The organism is Streptomyces sp. NPDC096136 (genome assembly GCF_044763325.1).
Lineage (GTDB): Bacteria > Actinomycetota > Actinomycetes > Streptomycetales > Streptomycetaceae > Streptomyces.
In genome coordinates, this window is sequence record NZ_JBIWFZ010000017.1 from 158,863 (window position 1) to 175,638 (window position 16,776).

12 protein-coding genes and 1 pseudogene are annotated in these 16,776 nt (G+C 73.2%); 8 read left to right on the forward strand and 5 right to left on the reverse strand.

Annotated elements, in window-relative coordinates:
- Positions 1 to 77 precede the first annotated feature (77 nt).
- Positions 78 to 389 carry a muconolactone Delta-isomerase family protein gene (locus ACIRBY_RS28945; protein WP_403905883.1) on the reverse strand — a complete coding sequence of 104 codons (312 nt, stop codon included), beginning with the start codon at positions 387 to 389 and terminating at the stop codon, positions 78 to 80.
- 383 nt (positions 390 to 772) lie between these two features.
- On the opposite strand from ACIRBY_RS28945, the gene ACIRBY_RS28950 reads away from it, so the two are divergent.
- From ACIRBY_RS28950 to ACIRBY_RS28960, 3 genes are all read left to right on the forward strand, one after another.
- A complete protein-coding gene (locus ACIRBY_RS28950; protein ID WP_403905886.1) occupies positions 773 to 1,951 on the forward strand; it encodes a Cmx/CmrA family chloramphenicol efflux MFS transporter in 1,179 nt (392 codons plus the stop codon).
- 271 nt (positions 1,952 to 2,222) lie between these two features.
- Positions 2,223 to 2,507: a hypothetical protein gene (locus ACIRBY_RS28955; RefSeq protein WP_403905889.1), complete on the forward strand. Its 285-nt coding sequence runs from the start codon at positions 2,223 to 2,225 to the stop codon at positions 2,505 to 2,507.
- 127 nt (positions 2,508 to 2,634) lie between these two features.
- Positions 2,635 to 3,984: a ricin-type beta-trefoil lectin domain protein gene (locus ACIRBY_RS28960; RefSeq protein ID WP_403905892.1), complete on the forward strand. Its 1,350-nt coding sequence runs from the start codon at positions 2,635 to 2,637 to the stop codon at positions 3,982 to 3,984.
- 175 nt (positions 3,985 to 4,159) lie between these two features.
- Here the strand turns inward: ACIRBY_RS28960 and ACIRBY_RS28965 are convergent, their stop codons facing one another.
- A complete protein-coding gene (locus ACIRBY_RS28965) occupies positions 4,160 to 6,046 on the reverse strand; it encodes a DNA/RNA non-specific endonuclease (RefSeq protein WP_403905895.1) in 1,887 nt (628 codons plus the stop codon).
- A 960-nt stretch (positions 6,047 to 7,006) separates the two neighbouring features.
- On the opposite strand from ACIRBY_RS28965, the gene ACIRBY_RS28970 reads away from it, so the two are divergent.
- The 4 genes from ACIRBY_RS28970 to ACIRBY_RS28985 all read left to right on the forward strand — a co-directional run bounded on the left by ACIRBY_RS28970 (position 7,007) and on the right by ACIRBY_RS28985 (position 12,184).
- The gene (locus ACIRBY_RS28970) at positions 7,007 to 8,302 is read left to right on the forward strand and encodes a transglycosylase family protein (RefSeq protein WP_403905898.1); all 1,296 of its coding nucleotides are present in this window, start codon (positions 7,007 to 7,009) and stop codon (positions 8,300 to 8,302) included.
- Between the two features lie 47 nt (positions 8,303 to 8,349).
- Positions 8,350 to 9,813, forward strand: coding sequence for a M23 family metallopeptidase (locus ACIRBY_RS28975; protein WP_403905900.1), 1,464 nt, complete (start codon positions 8,350 to 8,352; stop codon positions 9,811 to 9,813).
- 65 nt (positions 9,814 to 9,878) lie between these two features.
- A complete protein-coding gene (locus ACIRBY_RS28980; RefSeq protein WP_403905903.1) occupies positions 9,879 to 11,345 on the forward strand; it encodes a CHAP domain-containing protein in 1,467 nt (488 codons plus the stop codon).
- Positions 11,346 to 11,539: 194 nt separating this feature from the next.
- Positions 11,540 to 12,184: a CatB-related O-acetyltransferase gene (locus tag ACIRBY_RS28985; RefSeq protein WP_403905905.1), complete on the forward strand. Its 645-nt coding sequence runs from the start codon at positions 11,540 to 11,542 to the stop codon at positions 12,182 to 12,184.
- Between the two features lie 27 nt (positions 12,185 to 12,211).
- On the opposite strand, the pseudogene ACIRBY_RS28990 reads toward ACIRBY_RS28985, so the two are convergent.
- From ACIRBY_RS28990 to ACIRBY_RS29000, 3 genes and pseudogenes are all read right to left on the reverse strand, one after another.
- Positions 12,212 to 12,682: pseudogene (locus ACIRBY_RS28990) on the reverse strand (helix-turn-helix domain-containing protein); the annotation flags it as partial.
- Positions 12,683 to 12,829: 147 nt separating this feature from the next.
- Positions 12,830 to 13,495 carry a LysE family translocator gene (locus ACIRBY_RS28995; RefSeq protein ID WP_403905908.1) on the reverse strand — a complete coding sequence of 222 codons (666 nt, stop codon included), beginning with the start codon at positions 13,493 to 13,495 and terminating at the stop codon, positions 12,830 to 12,832.
- Positions 13,492 to 15,054 (reverse strand): DUF885 family protein, encoded by a 1,563-nt coding sequence (locus tag ACIRBY_RS29000; RefSeq protein WP_403905910.1) that lies wholly within the window; start codon positions 15,052 to 15,054, stop codon positions 13,492 to 13,494. The genes ACIRBY_RS28995 and ACIRBY_RS29000 overlap by 4 nt, the downstream gene beginning before the upstream one ends.
- Before the next feature lie 53 nt (positions 15,055 to 15,107).
- Here ACIRBY_RS29000 and ACIRBY_RS29005 point away from each other — a divergent pair, with 53 nt between their 5' ends.
- On the forward strand, positions 15,108 to 16,607 hold the full coding sequence (locus ACIRBY_RS29005) for a PLP-dependent aminotransferase family protein (protein WP_403905912.1): 1,500 nt from the start codon (positions 15,108 to 15,110) through the stop codon (positions 16,605 to 16,607).
- Positions 16,608 to 16,776 lie beyond the last annotated feature (169 nt).

Here is a 16,776-nt window from a genome sequence, read left to right on the forward strand (position 1 = left end):
CCGAGCTCCTGGACCACCCCGGACCGCCGTTCCGTCACCCCTCCCGTCCTCGTGAACCGCGGACGCCGCCCGCGGTGTCAGTGGGCGGAGGCGGAGCCCGGTGCGGCGCCGGGGTCGTTGGGGTGCGGTTCCAGCGGTGTCACCCGGAACGACATCCAAGCGTGCAGCGGAAGGGTGCCGAGCACCTCGGTGCGGAGCTCGTCCTCGTCGGCGGCCCGCCAGAGGCCGATGCTCCGCAGTTCGCCGACGGGACGCCACAGCCGGTCCAGGTGGCCGGCCGCCGCCAGTTCGCGGGCGCGCACCGCCTCGGCGGCGCGACGGTCGTCGACCTCGGCGCGCGGGGTGCCGTCAGGGATGGCGGTGGTGATCTCGACCAGGAACTCACGCATGGTCCGGCTCCGTTCGCTCGGGCGCCGGGCAGGGCCGGGCGCGCGGGGTGCCCACCGTGCCGCGAGCACCGCGATGCGCCCATCCTGTCCCCGCCGGAGGGCACGCGCCACGACCCGGCCCCCCCAGGTGTCGCAGGTGAAACAGATCGACGCCGGTGAAACCGGGATGCCGAGACGGGCACCGGTCGGGTAGCGTGCGGACCATGTCGAGTCCTGAGTCAGACAGGGTGGGGGCTTTCGGTCACGCGCCGTCAGCCCCCTGAACCACTGAGCTCGTAGCCCTGTGGCCGCGCCGCACTCCCTTGCCGGACGAGTGCGGTGCCAGGGGCTGGCCGCGGTGACGAGATGACCTCTCGTGCCTCTCCTCACCTCGGAGCCACCCCATGCCCCTCCCCCTCTACCTCCTCGCCATGGCGGTCTTCGCCATGGGGACCTCGGAGTTCATGCTCGCCGGCCTCCTGCCGGACATCGCCTCGGATCTCGACGTCACGGTCGCAACAGCAGGCGGTCTCACCTCGGCCTTCGCGATCGGCATGATGGTGGGCGCCCCCCTCGTGGCCGCGCTCGCCCGCAACTGGTCCAGGCGCTCCAGCCTGCTCGGGTTCATCCTCGTGTTCGCGGCAGCCCACGTCGTGGGCGCCGTCACCACGAGCTTCCCGGTCCTGTTCGCCACCCGGGCCGTCGCCGCGCTCGCGAACGCCGGGTTCCTCGCCGTCGCTCTGACAGCCGGCGCCGCGCTGGTCCCGCCCGACAGGAAGGGACGTGCGCTGGCCGTGCTGCTGTCGGGCACGACGGCGGCCACGATCGCCGGTGTCCCCGGCGGATCGGTACTCGGCACGCTGCTCGGCTGGCGAGCCGCGTTCTGGGCGGTCGCCGCTCTCTGCCTGCCTGCCGCCCTCGGCATCCTGAAGGGGATCCCGGCGGGACGTGTGAAGGAGGGGACGAAGGGCGTGCCGACCCTGCGAGCGGAGCTCGCCCGGCTCACCGGGCGGCGATTGGTCCTGGCCATGGTGCTCGCCGCGCTCGTGAACGCGGCGACGTTCGCAAGCTTCACCTTCCTCGCCCCCGTGGTGACCGGCACCGCCGGCCTGGGCGAGTGGTGGATCCCTGTCGTCCTGGTGCTCTTCGGCGCCGGTTCGTTCGTCGGCGTCACGGCCGCCGGCCGCCTGTCCGACGGGCGTCCCGGCCCGGTCATCGCCGTCGGAGGTCCGCTGCTGCTCCTGGGCTGGCCGGCGCTGGCAGTGCTGGCCGACGGCCCGGTCGCCCTGCTCACCCTCGTGTTCGTGCAGGGCGCTCTGTCGTTCGCGCTGGGCGGCACGCTGATCACGCAGGTCCTCTACGCGGCTGCGGGAGCCCCCACCATGGCCGGCTCGTATGCGACCGCGGCACTCAACGTCGGCGCGGCCATCGGCCCCCTCATCGCCGCCAGCACCCTCGGCACCGGATTCGGGAACCTCGGGCCGCTGTGGGCGAGCGGCCTGCTCGTCGCGATCGCACTGCTCATCGCCTTCCGGTTCCGCACGGTGGTCGCGGCCCGCCGGAGCACCGAGGCACTCGGGTGACGCGGCGAACGCCCGCCGTCTCCCAAGGCGGGGCGGCCTGGTGGGGACCAGACCGCCGTCACGGGCCGGGTACCGGACGCTGCCGCCGCCCCGTCTGACACGGCCCCACAGCAGCGTCCGAGACACCGATCGAGCCACCGCCGCCCCGAGGCCGGCGGAGATCACGTGAGGGGTACCAGGGCCGACCAAGGGGGAGGCGGACCAGCACCTGTCGACCACCGGGCGGCTGACGGCGTTCGCTCCGTTCCAGGTGGTCTCGGACGGTACCTACATGGTGGTGCTGCGTCAGTCCGTCGGCGCGGGCGATCCCGGGGCGGTGTACAAGCTGGCCGGGGGCGGCTCCTGGGGGGACGCGGCCCGGGCCGACTACGTGCTCGGTGGCGGCCGCGAGAAGCTGCCGCTGGTGCGCGACACCCTGCTGTGCGACCGGTTCGTGCTGGTGGACGGCAGGCTCAAGCCCGTCCTGGAGGCGCGCTCCACCCAACTGCCCGAACTCCTGCCGCACGCCGTCGAGATCATCGGCTACCTCGGCCGGTACTTCGGCATCGACGACTGAGCCGCCGCCCGGCCCTCCGGCTCGCCGGAGGGCCGGGCACCCTCTCCTATGATCTGATCAACTCCCGGTGTCCCGCGCGCTGGTGGGCGCAGGCCGGGGGGTTCCACAAGGAGAGGCAACGGGGATTTTGGCATTCATAGGAAAGCACCGGAAAGCAGTGATGGCGGCCTGCGCGGTGGCGGTGGTCACGGGCGGCGGGCTCCTCGCCCCCACCGCGTTCGGTACCGAGGACGCCGGCAGCGGGGCGGAGGCCTCCGAGACGGTCGCGATCCCGCCGGTCGAGGCCGCGTTGGACGCCCACGCGGCGGATTCCGCGACCTACACCAGCGACGACACGGCCTTCAAGGGCGGCGTGCTGACGCTCGGCGACACGGCGGCGACCGCTCCGCGCTCGGGCATCGGCGTCGCCGCGGCCGCCGCGGCAGGCACCACCGACCCGCCGTCGGGCGAGGGGTGGAAGCTGAGCGGCGCCACCAAGTGGCTGACGACCGGCTACACGATCAGGTTCTACGACCAGAAGTCCGCGGACTGGCTGGCCCCGTACGCGAAGGCCACCGCCGCCGACCTCCAGCGGATCACCACGCTGCCGGTCACCGTCGACACCAGCCCCGTGGGCTGGGACCACGTCCGCGCCAAGGGCGAGGTGATCGTCGGCGTGCTGCACCGCCCGTGCGTCCCGCCCGCCGACGAGGGCAGCATGGGGAGCACCGGCTGGAAGGTGGTCCGCGACGGCTCCGGGACCGCCAACCTCAGCTGCGGCTTCACCAATTCCTCCGTGCCGCAGACCGTGACCAGCGGACACGCCTACATCGACGACTCGTTCTTCACGCCGCAGGGCAAGCCCACGGCCGCGATGGGCGAGACGTACATGAGGAACCACATCAGCCACGAGATCGGTCACACGCTCGGCCTCACCCACACCAACCGCAGCCTGAACAAGGGCGACTGCGTCAAGGGCACCGACTCCGGGGAGTTCCCCGTCATGTGCTCGCCGACGTACGCGTACCAGGACAAGCGGGCGGGGAGCTACGTCCAGCAGTTCGACGTGCAGGGGCTGCGGCTGCTCGCCGCCGGGGCCGGCGCCGCGCTGCCCCCGCAGGGCAAGGTGACGGGCCTGGGCGGCAAGTGCCTGGACGTCAAGGGCGGCAAGGCGGCCAACGGCACGCCGATCCAGCTCTACACCTGCAACGGCTCGGCCGCCCAGTCGTGGATCCTCGGCAAGGACGGCACGTTCCGCGCGCTCGGCAAGTGCCTGGACGACTCGCGCAACCTGGCCGCCAACGGCAACAAGATCCAGCTCTACGACTGCAACGGCTCGCCCGCGCAGCGCTGGACGGTCAACGCCAAGGGCCAGATCGTGCACGCGGCCTCCGGCAAGGTACTGGACGTGGCCGGCGGCAAGACCGACAACGGCACGGCGGTACAGCTGTACGCGGCGGGCGGCGACAAGCGCCAGGTCTGGGTCGCACCCAAGTAGGCCGGCGTCCGGACGGGACCTCCGCGGAGGCGGACCCGGGGCGGGGCCTTCCCCGCCCCGGGACCGCCCGCCGGGGCACCGAGCACGGCCCGGGCCCGGCACGCAGCGCCGGGCCCTGGAGCTCAGGCCGGCGTGCCGTGTCGACGGGGTCCCGAGCCGCGCCAGCACGGCAGGTTCAGCTCCAGTCGATGTCCTCCAGGCTCTCCAGCGGCATCCGCTCCTCCAAGGACTCGGGCACCGCGAAGGTGTCCGCATCGGTCATCACGGAGGGGAAGCGGATGTGGGCCTGCTTCGCGATCTCGGCGACCTTGACCTGGAACACGCGGAACTCGTCCAGTTCGAGGGACTCGGGCAGGACCAGGTTCTGCGCCAGCAGGAACGCCTTGGCCTTGAACGCGCCCCGCTCGGAGAAGACGATGATCTTCCAGAACGCGCGGGGGATCCGCACACCGCGGAACTCCCGGTCGTCGTCCTGGAAGACCGGCCCGCCGAAGACGCTCACCTTGAGGTCCTCGACGTCGACGTCCGCGAACACCGCGTCCTCCAGCCTCCCCCAGAGGCCGTTGCGCTTGCTCTGGTTGAAGTCGTCCATCTGCGGAGTGATGTTGGTGTAGAAGAACGAGTCGTGGTTGGCCCTCTCGGCTTCGGGCAGCGGGCCCCAGCAGAGGTCGGCGCGGCGGGCGATGTGGCCGCGGTCGAGCCGGTTGGCGGCGCCCTTGTACAGCGCGTTGTCCACCTGGTCCCCGGCCGCTACGCGCGGGTCCTTGACGAAGTCGATCCCCTTGCGGTTGACGGCCTTGAGGGCGCCGCCGTCAATGTTCCAGGCCACCCAGATCGCGAAGCGCCGCGTCTTGCTCAGCGCCAGCGAGAAGTGGGTGTACGGGATCACCTCGGAGCCGTCGACCCGTACGGCGGTGTCCTTGATCGAGGGGTTGAGCGACGGGGTGGGCACCGGCACGGAGAGGAACCCGGGGGCGTACCCGGCGGTCAAGGACTCCAAGGAGGCGGCGGCCGGCCGGTCCAGGGTCACCTTCAGCTGTTCGAAGACGGCGCGCGGGAAACAGGCCAGCGCCCGGTCCACGGGGTCGGACTCGTCCTCGCCGCCGAAGTGCAGGCCGGCCAGTACGTCGGACGGCCTGCCGGCCCGCGTCTTGAACATCCAGGCCGAGCCGGAGTCGCCGTGCGTGCTGATCTGACCGCCGGGGGCGGGGTGGCGGGGGTCCGGGCCGATCTCGAAGCACTCGATCTCCGTGATCCCGATCGGCGGTCCGTAGGGGACCCGGACCTTGGCGAAGGGGCGGGTGACGATGCCGTGCGTGACGCCGGTCGTGCGGCCGGACTTGACGACCCTGTCGTCGATGTGGGGCTCGCCGAGCTGCTTCGGTGTGACGCCGAGGTCGAGGATGCCCGCGTCGACGCCGCGTTCCGTGATGGTCGAGACGGCGCAGTCGCCGGCGGTGCCGAGGTGGGCGCGCCGCAGGACACCGAGGCGGTTGGTGGCGAAGCGGCTGTCGTCGTCCGTTCCCGGCTGGACGATCTCGTCGCCGGTCCTGCCGTTGCGTCCGTTCAGCACGTGCCAGTTGCTGAGCATGCAGGTGGCGCCGTCGTTCTTGTCGAAGACGATGCAGCCCAGGGTGCCGGCGTGCAGGTGGACGCTGCCCACGCTCACTCCGGGACGGACCGGGTCGACGCGCTTCTGCCGCTCCGGGGTCTGTGCCTCGGGGACGACGAGGAAGTGCGGCTGGTAGCTGCGTTCGATCACGTCGGTGCGCAGGCTCCGGCCGTCGCCGAGGTCGATGACCGGGGGGATCTGCGCGGTGTTCAGCGGGGCCAGGCCCTCCGGGGTGACCTTGGTGTCGACGGTGAACTGGAGGGCGAGTTCCTTGGTCCGCCGCCCCTTCGTCTCCCGGTAGCCGATGCCGATCGAGGAGATGTTGGGGTCCTTGAGGTATCCGGACCCGTGGGTCCGGATGTACCGCTTGGCCGAGGCGATGAGCTGTTCCTGCCCGTCCGCCGTGGCGGCGGCCCCGGAGGTGGCGGACGTACGCTTCTTGGCGGTCATCGGGGTCTCCTTACGCAAAGGAGTCGAGTTCCCCGAGCTGGTTGAAACGGAAGCGACCTGACGCGCCGCGAGCGGGCACGGCCCCTCGCCGTGCGCGTATACGTCCAGCCTACGGCGGCGCCACGGGGCGAGCGCGCCGAGTGGTGAGGGCGCCTGGCCGCGGGGAGCCCGCTGCCGGAGGTACGCGGGCGCCCGAGGGCGGTCGGTCCGGCCCCGGGCCGACCGCCCTGCCGCGACGAGGGGGCGCCGGGCGATGGACCCCCACTGCCCGTAGGGCAGATCGAGCACGCGGTGCGGCCGCGCAGGGGGTGAGACGTACTCGCGGCGATGAGGTGGCTCCGAGCCGCGGCGTAGGCGGGGGAGAGGCCCAGGCCGGATGACGCGGGCGCCCCGGTCGGGTACGCCGAGGAGGGCCTCGACGCCCTGAGGACCGGGAGCGCCGGTCCGCTCGACGGCGGCTGGTCCAACTCCCGCCGACAGCAAGGGAGCTGGCGCCGGACGAGCTCGTCGTCCCGTTCGCTGCTCCGGACGGTTCCGGTGAAGTCCGCGACCCCGCGCACGAGTTCCTCGCCCGGGTGCGGCCCGGGATACGCCAGTGGCTCACCGGCGCCGACGTGGCCGAGGCCCCGCGACGCCTCGCGGACCATCCGGACGACACCATCCCCGAGGAGGCCGATCTCCGCGCTGTGCCTCGCGCTCGTGGCCACGTACCGCCAGGACGAGGCGAGCACCTCGCGCCGACGCGGCGCTGGCCGCATGGGGCCAGGCACCTCCGTGCCACCTCGAACCCCTGGAACACCCCGGGGCCCGGACGACATGATCCTCTCAACGGCGCAGCAGTGAGGCGCCGGGGGGAACCGGGCCGGCGCCGAGGGGCGCACGCCCGGAGCGCCACGTCATCACGGGTCAGTGCAACCACGCACACGTGACCCATCCGCGTCCGAAATATGGGGGATTGTCATGTCTGCTCGCCGCCGCCTGACCACGCTCGCGTCCGTCACCGCCACCCTGGCCGTCAGCTCGTCCGTGCTGCTGTCCCTGGGCACCGTCCCGGCATCCGCCGCCAGCGTGGCGACGTGGGACAAGGTCGCCCAGTGCGAGAGCTCCGGCAACTGGAGCATCAACACCGGCAACGGCTACTACGGCGGCCTGCAGTTCTCGGCGTCGACCTGGCGGGCCTACGGGGGTACGGCCTACGCCGCCTACGCCCACCAGGCGACGAAGAAGCAGCAGATCCTGATAGGCGAGAAGGTCCTCGCCGGCCAGGGCCCGGGCGCCTGGCCGTCCTGCGGCCGCATCGCCGGACTGGGCAGCGACCACGCCGACCCCTACCCGGACGCGCCGACCCCGCCGGCCCCCGCGCAGTCGTGGAAGGCGCAGGTGCTGATCGGCTCCGGCAACGGCATCTACCACGCCACCCGCTTCGACAACGGCACCTGGACCCGCTTCGGGAACGTCGACAGCCAGGCGACCGCCGTCCCCGGCGGGGTGCGCACCACGGCCGAGGCGGGCATCAACGGCGACACGCACGTCCTGGCCGTCAGCAACGAGGGCAGGCTGTACCACACCATCCGCAACGCGGACCGCACCTGGGGCACCTTCGGGGACGTCCACGCGGCCGCCGGCGCGCTGCCCAACGTGACGCAGGTGGCGGCGGTCTCGTCGGGTACGGAGCTCCAGGTCGTGGTGGTGGCGGACGGGAAGGTCTACCACACGGTCCGCCGCGCGAACGGGACGTGGGCGCCGTTCGGCGCGGTCGGCAACCCGGGCGGGGCGCCGGTGACGAAGGTGGCGGTGTCCCAGACGGGCACCGACACCCAGGTGGTCGCGGTCTCCGGCGGCTCCCTCTTCCACACGGTCCGCCACGCCGACGGCACCTGGACCGAGTGGGGCAACGCCTCGAACGAGACGGGCGTGACCGGCATCGACGACGTGGCCGTGGCAGGCACGGCTGGTGACCTCCAGCTGGTGGTGACCACGGACGGCGGTGCCAAGCGGTACCACGGGGCGCGTCTCGCGAGCGGCCAGTGGGTCCTGAACGACCTCTCCGCCGTCGTCCCGGCCGGCGTCACCGTCACGGACGTCGCCGCCGCGGCCGTCGACAACGAACTCCAGGCCGCCTTCGTCACCACCGACGGCCGCGTCCTGCACACCCTCCGCCACACCGACGGGACTTGGACCGGTGCCGCCCCCATGGACCTGACCGGCGTCGGCGGTGACCACACCGGCGTGTCCATCACCGCCACCTTCAACTGACCAGCGCACGACACCCACGACACCCCTGTCACCTCCGAGGAGCCACCATGTCCACCATCACCCGTCGTGCGCTGACCTCCGCCACCGGCCTCGCCCTGGCCGCCTCCGGCCTGGTCGCCTTGGCCGCCTCCCCGTCCTACGCCGCGGGGCCCGCCTACCAGATGCCCTTCAGCTGCAACCAGGCCTGGCTGGGCAACACGTACAGCGGCCACAGCCCGTCGGTCCAGTCCATCGACTGGACGCACGGCGGCACCACGGCCAACCAGCCGGTGCTCGCCAGCGCCGACGGCGTCGTCAGCACCGCCACCACCCTCACCAACCCGGACGGCTCGTACCGCAGTTACGGCAAGTACGTGGTCATCGACCACGGCAACGGCTCGACGACCCTGTACGCCCACCTCAACGGCTACGACGTCAGTGCGGGAACCCGCGTCGTACGCGGCCAGAAGATCGGCATAGTGGGCAGCACCGGCAACTCCTCCGGCGCCCACCTGCACTACGAGCAGCGCTACAACGGCACCGTCAAGCAGTCCGTCTTCGACGGCGACCCCTTCCAGATGGGCTCGACGCTCACCAGCCGCAACTGCGCCGACACCACGACCCCGCCGGCCCCGACCGGCCAGTGGCGGGCGCAGGTCGCGGTCGAGTCCGGCGGCGGGCTCTACCACGCGGTGCGCAACGCCGACCGGACCTGGACCGCGTTCGGCGACGTCCAGGGCGTCACCGGCGCGGTTCCGGGCGGGGTGCGCACCACGGCCGAGGCGGGCATCAACGGCGACACGCACGTCCTGGCCGTGACCAACGAGGGCAAGCTCTACCACTCCATCCGCTTCGCCGACCGTTCCTGGTCGGACTTCGGCGACGTGCACGCCGAGGCGGGCCCGCTCGCCAACATCACGCAGGTGGCGGCGGTTTCGTCGGGTACCGAGGTGCAGGTCGTGGTGGTGGCGGACGGGAAGGTCTACCACACGGTCCGCCGCGCGAACGGGACGTGGGCGCCGTTCGGCGCGGTCGGCAACCCGGGCGGGGCGCCGGTGACGAAGGTGGCCGTCTCGCAGACGGGCACCGACACCCAGGTGGTCGCGGTCTCCGGCGGCTCCCTCTTCCACACGGTCCGCCACGCCGACGGCACGTGGACGAACTGGGGTGACGCCTCCGCCGAGACCGGGGTCTCCGGGATCGACGACGTGGCCGTGGCAGGCACGGCTGGTGACCTCCAGCTGGTGGTGACCACGGACGGCGGTGCCAAGCGGTACCACGGGGCGCGTCTCGCGGGCGGCCAGTGGGTCCTGAACGACCTCTCCGCCGTGGTTCCCGCTGGTGTGACGGTCACGGACGTGGCGGCGGCGCAGGTGAACAACGAGTTCCAGGCGGCCTTCGTGACCACCGACGGGCGGGTCCTGCACACGATCCGCGCCGTGAACGGCACCTGGTCGCCCGCCGCCCCGGTCGACCTGACGGGCGTCCCGGGCACCCGCACCGGAGTCTCCATCACCGGCACCTACAACTGACGCGGCAGCAGTACCCCGCCCTCCCTTCTTCTTCCGGACTTCCTTCCGCAAAGGACACCCACGCCATGTTCAAGACCCCGAAGTCGACCCGCGTCCGTTCCTTCCTGCTCGCCACCGCCCTCCTCGCCCCCGTACTGGGGATGGCCTCGGCGGCACCCGCCGCGGCGGACGCCCCCTCCGTCGCCGACATAGCCCGCTCGCAGGTCGGCAACGACTGCACCCCGTACTACGGTTGCGTCTACCCGAGCGCCTGGTGCGCGGAGTTCTCCCGCTGGGTCTGGAAGCAGGCCGGCGCCAACACCTCGGGCCTCAACGCGGCCGCCGCCTCCTTCTACGGCTACGGCCAGCGCAACGGCACGCTCCACACCAGCGGCCCCCAGGTGGGCGACGCCGTCCTGTGGGACGACGACGGCTCGGTCAGCGGAGAGGCCAACCACGTCAGCCTCGTGGTCGCGGTCTCCTCCGACGGCTCGCAGATCCAGACCGTCGGCGGCAACGAGAGCCACAAGGTCTCCGCCAAGGGCTGGTTCAACTGGCGCACGTACGTCAACCCGGGCGCGGGCCGTGCCCTCGCCTTCGTCTCCCCGGTCGGCGTCCCCGGCACCCCGCCCCCGAACACCACCCCGCCGGCCCCGACCGGCCAGTGGCGGGCGCAGGTCGCGGTCGAGTCCGGCGGCGGGATCTACCACGCGATCCGCAAGGCGGACCGGACCTGGACCGGCTTCGGCGACGTCCAGGACGTGGCCGGCGAGGTTCCGGGCGGGGTCCGTACCACCGCCGAGGCGGGCATCGACGGCACCACGCACGTCTTCGCGGTCAACAACGAGGGCAAGCTGTACCACACCGTCCGGCTCGCGGACGGGAACTGGGCGGGCTTCGGCGACGTGCACGCCGAGGCGGGCCCGCTCGCCAACATCACGCAGGTGGCGGCGGTTTCGTCGGGTACCGAGGTGCAGGTCGTGGTGGTGGCGGACGGGAAGGTCTACCACACGGTCCGCCGCGCGAACGGGACGTGGGCGCCGTTCGGCGCGGTCGGCAACCCGGGCGGGGCGCCGGTGACGAAGGTGGCGGTGTCCCAGACGGGCACCGACACCCAGGTGGTCGCGGTCTCCGGCGGCTCCCTCTTCCACACGGTCCGCCACGCCGACGGCACGTGGACGAACTGGGGTGACGCCTCCGCCGAGACCGGGGTCTCCGGGATCGACGACGTGGCCGTGGCAGGCACGGCTGGTGACCTCCAGCTGGTGGTGACCACGGACGGCGGTGCCAAGCGGTACCACGGGGCGCGTCTCGCGAGCGGCCAGTGGGTCCTGAACGACCTCTCCGCCGTGGTTCCCGCTGGTGTGACGGTCACGGACTTGGCGGCGGCGCAGGTGAACAACGAGTTCCAGGCGGCCTTCGTGACCACCGACGGGCGGGTCCTGCACACGATCCGCGCCGTGAACGGCACCTGGTCGCCCGCCGCCCCGATCGACCTGACGGGCGTCCCGGGCACCCGCACCGGCGTCTCCATCACCGGCACCTACAACTGATCCGGAACTACTCCTGATCCGGAACCGCTCATCCGGACGCACCACGGGCCCGGGACGACCACCGTCCCGGGCCCGTTCCCGTGCACCTCGGACGGCGGCAGCGACCTCCGCAGGGCACTGCCCGGCGGTTCGAGACACGCACCCGCAGAATGGGGGTGCTCCAGTCAGCCGTATTGCCCGTCGAGAGGACTGCCATGGACCACCTCCCCCCTGACCCGACGGTGCTTCACCCGTTGCCCGGCCAGCCGCGCGTGGTCCTGCTGAAGCCGCTGGTGACCTCGCCCCTGATCGAGGTGGGGGAGTACTCCTACTACGACGATCCGGAGGATCCGACCGCGTTCGAGACCCGCAACGTGCTCTACCACTACGGGCCGGAGAAGCTGCGCATCGGCAAGTTCTGCGCGCTGGGAACCGGGGTGCGGTTCCTCATGAACGGGGCCAACCACCGTATGGACGGCCCCTCCACGTTCCCCTTCCCCATCATGGGCGGATCCTGGGCCGAACACTTCGATCTGATCACCGGCCTCCCCGGCCGGGGCGACACCGTCGTCGGCAACGACGTCTGGATCGGCTACCACGCCATGGTCATGCCCGGAGTTCGCATCGGACACGGCGCGGTGATCGCTTCCGGCGCCGTGGTCGTGGACGACGTGCCCGACTACGGCATCGTCGGAGGCAACCCGGCCAGGCTCCTGCGCACCCGCTACACCGACGACGAGATCGCCCGCCTGTGCGCCCTCGCCTGGTGGGACTGGCCCGTGGAGCACCTCACCCGACACCTCCGGGTCATCATGTCCGGCACCGTCAGCGAGCTGGAGGACGTCGCACCACGGGCCTGAGCCCGAGGGCGTGGGGGCGAGCCAGAGGGTGTGGCGGGTCGCCGGGGAGCGGAGGGGGCGTTGCAGGAGGGCCTCGGCTCGGGCCACGCGCTCGCGTACGGCGGTGGCCGACAGCGACAGGGCGGCTGCGGTGGTCTCGGTGCGGGCGCCGTGGTGGAGCCATGAGCCATGAGCCATGCGCTGGGCGTGGGCCCACCGGGCTACGGAGGCCTGGGCCAGCAGCCCGTCCAGGCGGCGGAGCGCGGTTGCGCCGGGCTGCGGTGGCGGGGTGGGGGATCCGCCGGCGGGCCATGGCGCGTCGACGGCGAGCAGGGCGAGGGCGAGGACCGACCGGTCGGCGAGTCGCTCCAGATCCAGGGAGAGTCGGCCGGCGAGGTGCGTGAGGCGTGCGGACAGGGCGTTGCGGTGGACCCCGAGGTGTTCCGCGGCCCGGGAGGAGTACCCGAGCCAGGCTGCGGCGGTGGCGAGCAGTTCCCTGCCGCCGAGGCAGAGCAACATGTGCCTGACCTCCTACAACACCCTCGTCTACCTGGAGACCTGCCAGGACGGCAACTGGTGAGCAGTGGGAGGAGATCTGGACGGCGAACGGCTGGAAGCTCCAGCATCGCGGCGCCGACTGGGTGCAGGGCTTCGGCGCTTCCCGCGTCAGACGAGCACCAGGGCCGCCAGGCCGAGGTGGATGCCGCCGGTCACGTACGACAGGCGGCGGTCGCGGCGCGGAGTGCCGCGGAGGCGGCCGGCGAGTGCGGCGCCGACGAGCGCGCAGCAGAGGTCGAAGGCGAAGGCGACGGCCAGGAAGACCGCGCCGAGCAGGAGCATGTGCGCGCGGGTCTGAGCGGAGGGCAGGCCGGTGGGCACGAACTGCGGGAGGAAGGCCAGGAAGAACAGGACGACCTTCGGGTTGAGCACGTTCACGAGGACGGCATCGCGATAGAGGCGCAGCAGCCGCCGTCGATCGGTACGGTCCGCCGCCGTGGTGGCGGCCCCGGCGCCCTCGGCTCCGGCTTCCTGCGTCTCCGCGGCGGCGGAGGGTGTGCGGCGCAGCAGTGCCCGTACGCCCAGCCAGGCCAGGTAGCCGGCGCCCGCGTAGCGCAGGACGGCGAAGGCGAGGGGATGGCCGGTGATGACGGTGGCCAGTCCGCAGACGGCGACGAGCAGGTGGACGAGGGTGCCGCTCTCCACTCCGAGGGCCGAGACGATGCCGGCCCGCCGTCCGCCCCGCACGCTGTGCGTGATGATGTAGATCAGGTTGGGTCCCGGCACCGCCACCAGGACGAGCGTGGCGAGGGCGAAGGCGGCGAGCGTGTTCATCCGCGTTCCAGTGCCGTGCGCATCAGGCCGAGGGGCGGGGCCCCGAGGTCGAACAGGGCGCCGTGGAAGCGACGGAGCGAGAAGCCGCCTCCCCAGCGGGCCATGGCCTGCTCCCGCAGGTCGAGGACGGCGAACTTGCCCCAGGTGTAGCGGCCGTACGTGGGGTCGAACAGCCCCCGCTCGGCCTCGTGCAGGGCGGCGGGCCCGGTCAGTGCGACGTCCGCGGTGAACCGGGCCGCCGCGTCCGACAGGGTCATCGCTCCGGTGTGGAGGCCGATGGCGCAGGCGAAGCGGGTGACGCGGCGCAGCGCGTCCTGGGCGACCGCGACCGCGACGCGCGGGTCGCCGGAGCGGAAGCCCTGCTCCAGGGCCAGTTCCTCGCAGTAGTGGGCCCAGCCCTCGATGAAGGCGTCCGAGTGGAGCGTGCGGCGGACGTCGGTCGCCGTCCGGCGCAGCGCCCTGCCGTGGCTGGCGTGCCCGGGGGCCACTTCGTGGATGGCCATGTTGGGCATCAGCGTCCGGTTGAAGCCCGTCGACAGCCACTGGTCGCTTTCCGCCCTGGTCCACCCGGTGTCCGGGAGGGAGACCCGGAAGGTGCTGGGCGCGTCGGCCTCGTGGGGCGCGGACGCGAAGAGGCCGGCCAGGGACCGGCGCTGGGACTGCGGCATCGGCAGGACGTCCACCTCGACGTCGTGGTGGGGGACCAGATCGTGCCGGGCGGTCCAGGCGACCGTCTCGTCGACGAGCGCCGCGAACTCTGCCAGCAGGCCGTCGGCTTCGGGATGGTCGGCCTGCAGGGCCCGTACGGTATCGGCGGGCGCGGCCTTCGGGTCGACGCGGAGCAGCGCTTCGTCGAGGAGCGCACGCAGGCGGTCCCGTTCCGCGTCCACCCGGGCGGACAGTACGGTCAGGTCGACGGTGAGGGCTTCGGCCGAGCCGAGGAGCCGGGCGAGGGCCGGCCCGCCGAGCGCCGCCGAGGGCGGGCCCTGGACGGCGGCCCGCTCCAGGTGGGCCACGAAACGGGCGTGCGCCCGGCCGGCGGCGGCGTGGACGGGGCCGCCGCGGGGGTCGAGCCAGGCGGCCAGACCGCGGGCGAGCGGCAGCGTCGCCTCGGCCAGCGGCGCGGGGACGCGGTCCAGTGCCCCGATCGCCCCGTCCACGGCGTCCGGCCACCGGCCCAGGTGGGCCGCACGGGCCGCGTCCCGCTCGTTCCCGGGCGCGTAGGGGCGGTCGTAGCCGGCCAGGTCCAGGTTCTCGACGTGCCACAGGGGATTGCTGCGGTGCAGTTCGAGTTCGCCGAAGCGGACGCGGAGGGCTTCCTCCGCGGCCGCGGCGTGCGCCTCGTCGTGCGGGTCCGCGTAGGGCTCGGTGCCGGCCGGACCGCCGAGCGCGGCGAGGCCGCGCCGTACGCCGTCCGGGGACAGGTCCTGGACGGTTCCGTCGTACTCGTGCCGTCCCGCACCGTCGCGCGCCGCGGGGACGGAGAGGTCGCAGACGGCTGCCAGCCGGGGATCGAGGGGAGCGAGGGGATCAAGGGGTGAGGCGTATTCGGAGGTCATGCCGTTAGCCTCGCGGCACGGGAGTCCGTGCTCCCGTGCCAATGGAGGGGAAAGTGGACCGGAACCGTGAAGCGCCCGAGCCGGACGGGCTGATCGACCTGCTGGGCGACTGGAGTGCGGGCGAGGGGCCGCTCTACCGGCGGCTCACCGAGGCGTTCGGCCGGGCCGTGCGGTCCGGGGACCTGCGCGCCGGCGACCGCCTCCCGTCCGAGCGGCGGCTCGCCGACGCCCTCTCGGTCAGCCGGGCCACGGTGGTCGCCGCGTTCGACGTACTGCGCGGGTCGGGCCTGATCGAAACGCGTCGGGGCAGCGGCACGCGGGTGTCGGCGGGGGCGGCCGGGCGCCGGGCGCCGGTGGACGGGCGCGTACGCGGGGGCCGGGCCACCGCGGTGGTCCAACGGCTGATCACACCACCGCCGGACCTCATCTCACTGGGACAGGCGGCCGAGGGCGGCGGTCCGGACCTGGGCCGGGCCCTGCTCGAACTGGTACGGGAGGACCTGCCCGGGCTGCTCCGCGAGGCGGGCTACCACCCGGCCGGGCTGCCCGCGCTGCGGAAGGCGATCGCCGCCCACCACACCCGGCACGGACTGCCGACCGTGCCCGAGCAGGTGGTGGTGACCACCGGCGCCACGCAGGCCGTCGCCCTGAGCGCCCAGCTGTACCTCGGGCGCGGGTCCACCGCCCTGGTGGAATCGCCGGGGTGGCCGGGCTGCCTGGACGCCTTCAGGGCCGCCGGCGCCCGGCTGGTCGGCGTCCCCCTCGACTCCGACGGGGTCCGGATCGACCGGCTCGCCACCGCGCTCGCCGGACACCGGCCCGCGCTGCTCTACCTCATGCCGACCTACCACAACCCCACGGGCGTCCTGATGTCCGCCGGCCGCCGCCGCCGGGTGGCCGAGCTCGCCGCCGAACACGGCGTGCCCGTCCTGGAGGACAGCGCCCACGAGGCGGCCCTCGCCCCCGGCCAGGCTCCTGCGCCGATCGCCGCGCACGCGGCCCGGGGAACCGTACTGACCGTGGGTTCGCTGAGCAAGGCCGTATGGGGCGGTCTGCGGATCGGCTGGCTCCGCGCACCCCAGGACGTGGTGGCCCGCCTGGCACGGCTCAAGGCGCTCGGCGACCTCGGCAGCCCGCTCCTGGACCAGGCACTCGCCGCCCGGCTGCTCCCCGAGCTCCCCGCCCTCGCACCCGAGCGGGCCCGCATCCGCCGCGAGCAGCTCGCCACCATGACCGGGCTCCTCGCCGCACGGCTGCCGCAGTGGAGCTGGCAGGAACCGCGGGGCGGCTCCGCCCTGTGGATCCGGCTGCCCCCGGGCACGGACGCCCGGGTCTACGCCCAGGTGGCACTGCGCCACGGCGCGGAGGTCATCCCGGGCGACGCCATGGACCCGAGCGGCGCCCACGACGACCACATCCGCCTCCCCTTCTCCTTCGCCGCGCAGACCTCGGCGGAACTGGTCGACCGCCTCTCGGCGGCCTGGACCACGCTCTCCCGCAGCGGTACCCGCGCACGGCCCGCCCCGCCGTCGCACGCGGCCCCGCACGGCTGAGGGCCGCTTCCGCCCGCCGCCGCCCCGCCGCCGCCATCCCCGCTGCCCGGCCCCGCGACGGCGGCGACGGCGTACCGCCCGGTCAGAACCAGTGCAGGCAGTGCGGGGAGCGCTCGGTCCGGAACAGGGTGTCGGCGAGGGCGGCCGCGCCCGGATGGTGGGCCCTGAT

What these genes read in the sequence shown, in the direction of transcription:
- ACIRBY_RS28955 (WP_403905889.1), top strand. Translation starts at nt 2,223, where the DNA reads ATGGTGGTGCTGCGTCAGTCCGTCGGCGCGGGCGATCCCGGGGCGGTG.
- ACIRBY_RS28965 (WP_403905895.1), bottom strand. Translation starts at nt 6,046, where the DNA reads ATGACCGCCAAGAAGCGTACGTCCGCCACCTCCGGGGCCGCCGCCACG.
- ACIRBY_RS28980 (WP_403905903.1), top strand. Translation starts at nt 9,879, where the DNA reads ATGTTCAAGACCCCGAAGTCGACCCGCGTCCGTTCCTTCCTGCTCGCC.
- ACIRBY_RS28975 (WP_403905900.1), top strand. Translation starts at nt 8,350, where the DNA reads ATGTCCACCATCACCCGTCGTGCGCTGACCTCCGCCACCGGCCTCGCC.
- ACIRBY_RS29000 (WP_403905910.1), bottom strand. Translation starts at nt 15,054, where the DNA reads ATGACCTCCGAATACGCCTCACCCCTTGATCCCCTCGCTCCCCTCGAT.
- ACIRBY_RS28985 (WP_403905905.1), top strand. Translation starts at nt 11,540, where the DNA reads ATGGACCACCTCCCCCCTGACCCGACGGTGCTTCACCCGTTGCCCGGC.
- ACIRBY_RS28950 (WP_403905886.1), top strand. Translation starts at nt 773, where the DNA reads ATGCCCCTCCCCCTCTACCTCCTCGCCATGGCGGTCTTCGCCATGGGG.
- ACIRBY_RS28945 (WP_403905883.1), bottom strand. Translation starts at nt 389, where the DNA reads ATGCGTGAGTTCCTGGTCGAGATCACCACCGCCATCCCTGACGGCACC.
- ACIRBY_RS28970 (WP_403905898.1), top strand. Translation starts at nt 7,007, where the DNA reads ATGTCTGCTCGCCGCCGCCTGACCACGCTCGCGTCCGTCACCGCCACC.
- ACIRBY_RS28995 (WP_403905908.1), bottom strand. Translation starts at nt 13,495, where the DNA reads ATGAACACGCTCGCCGCCTTCGCCCTCGCCACGCTCGTCCTGGTGGCG.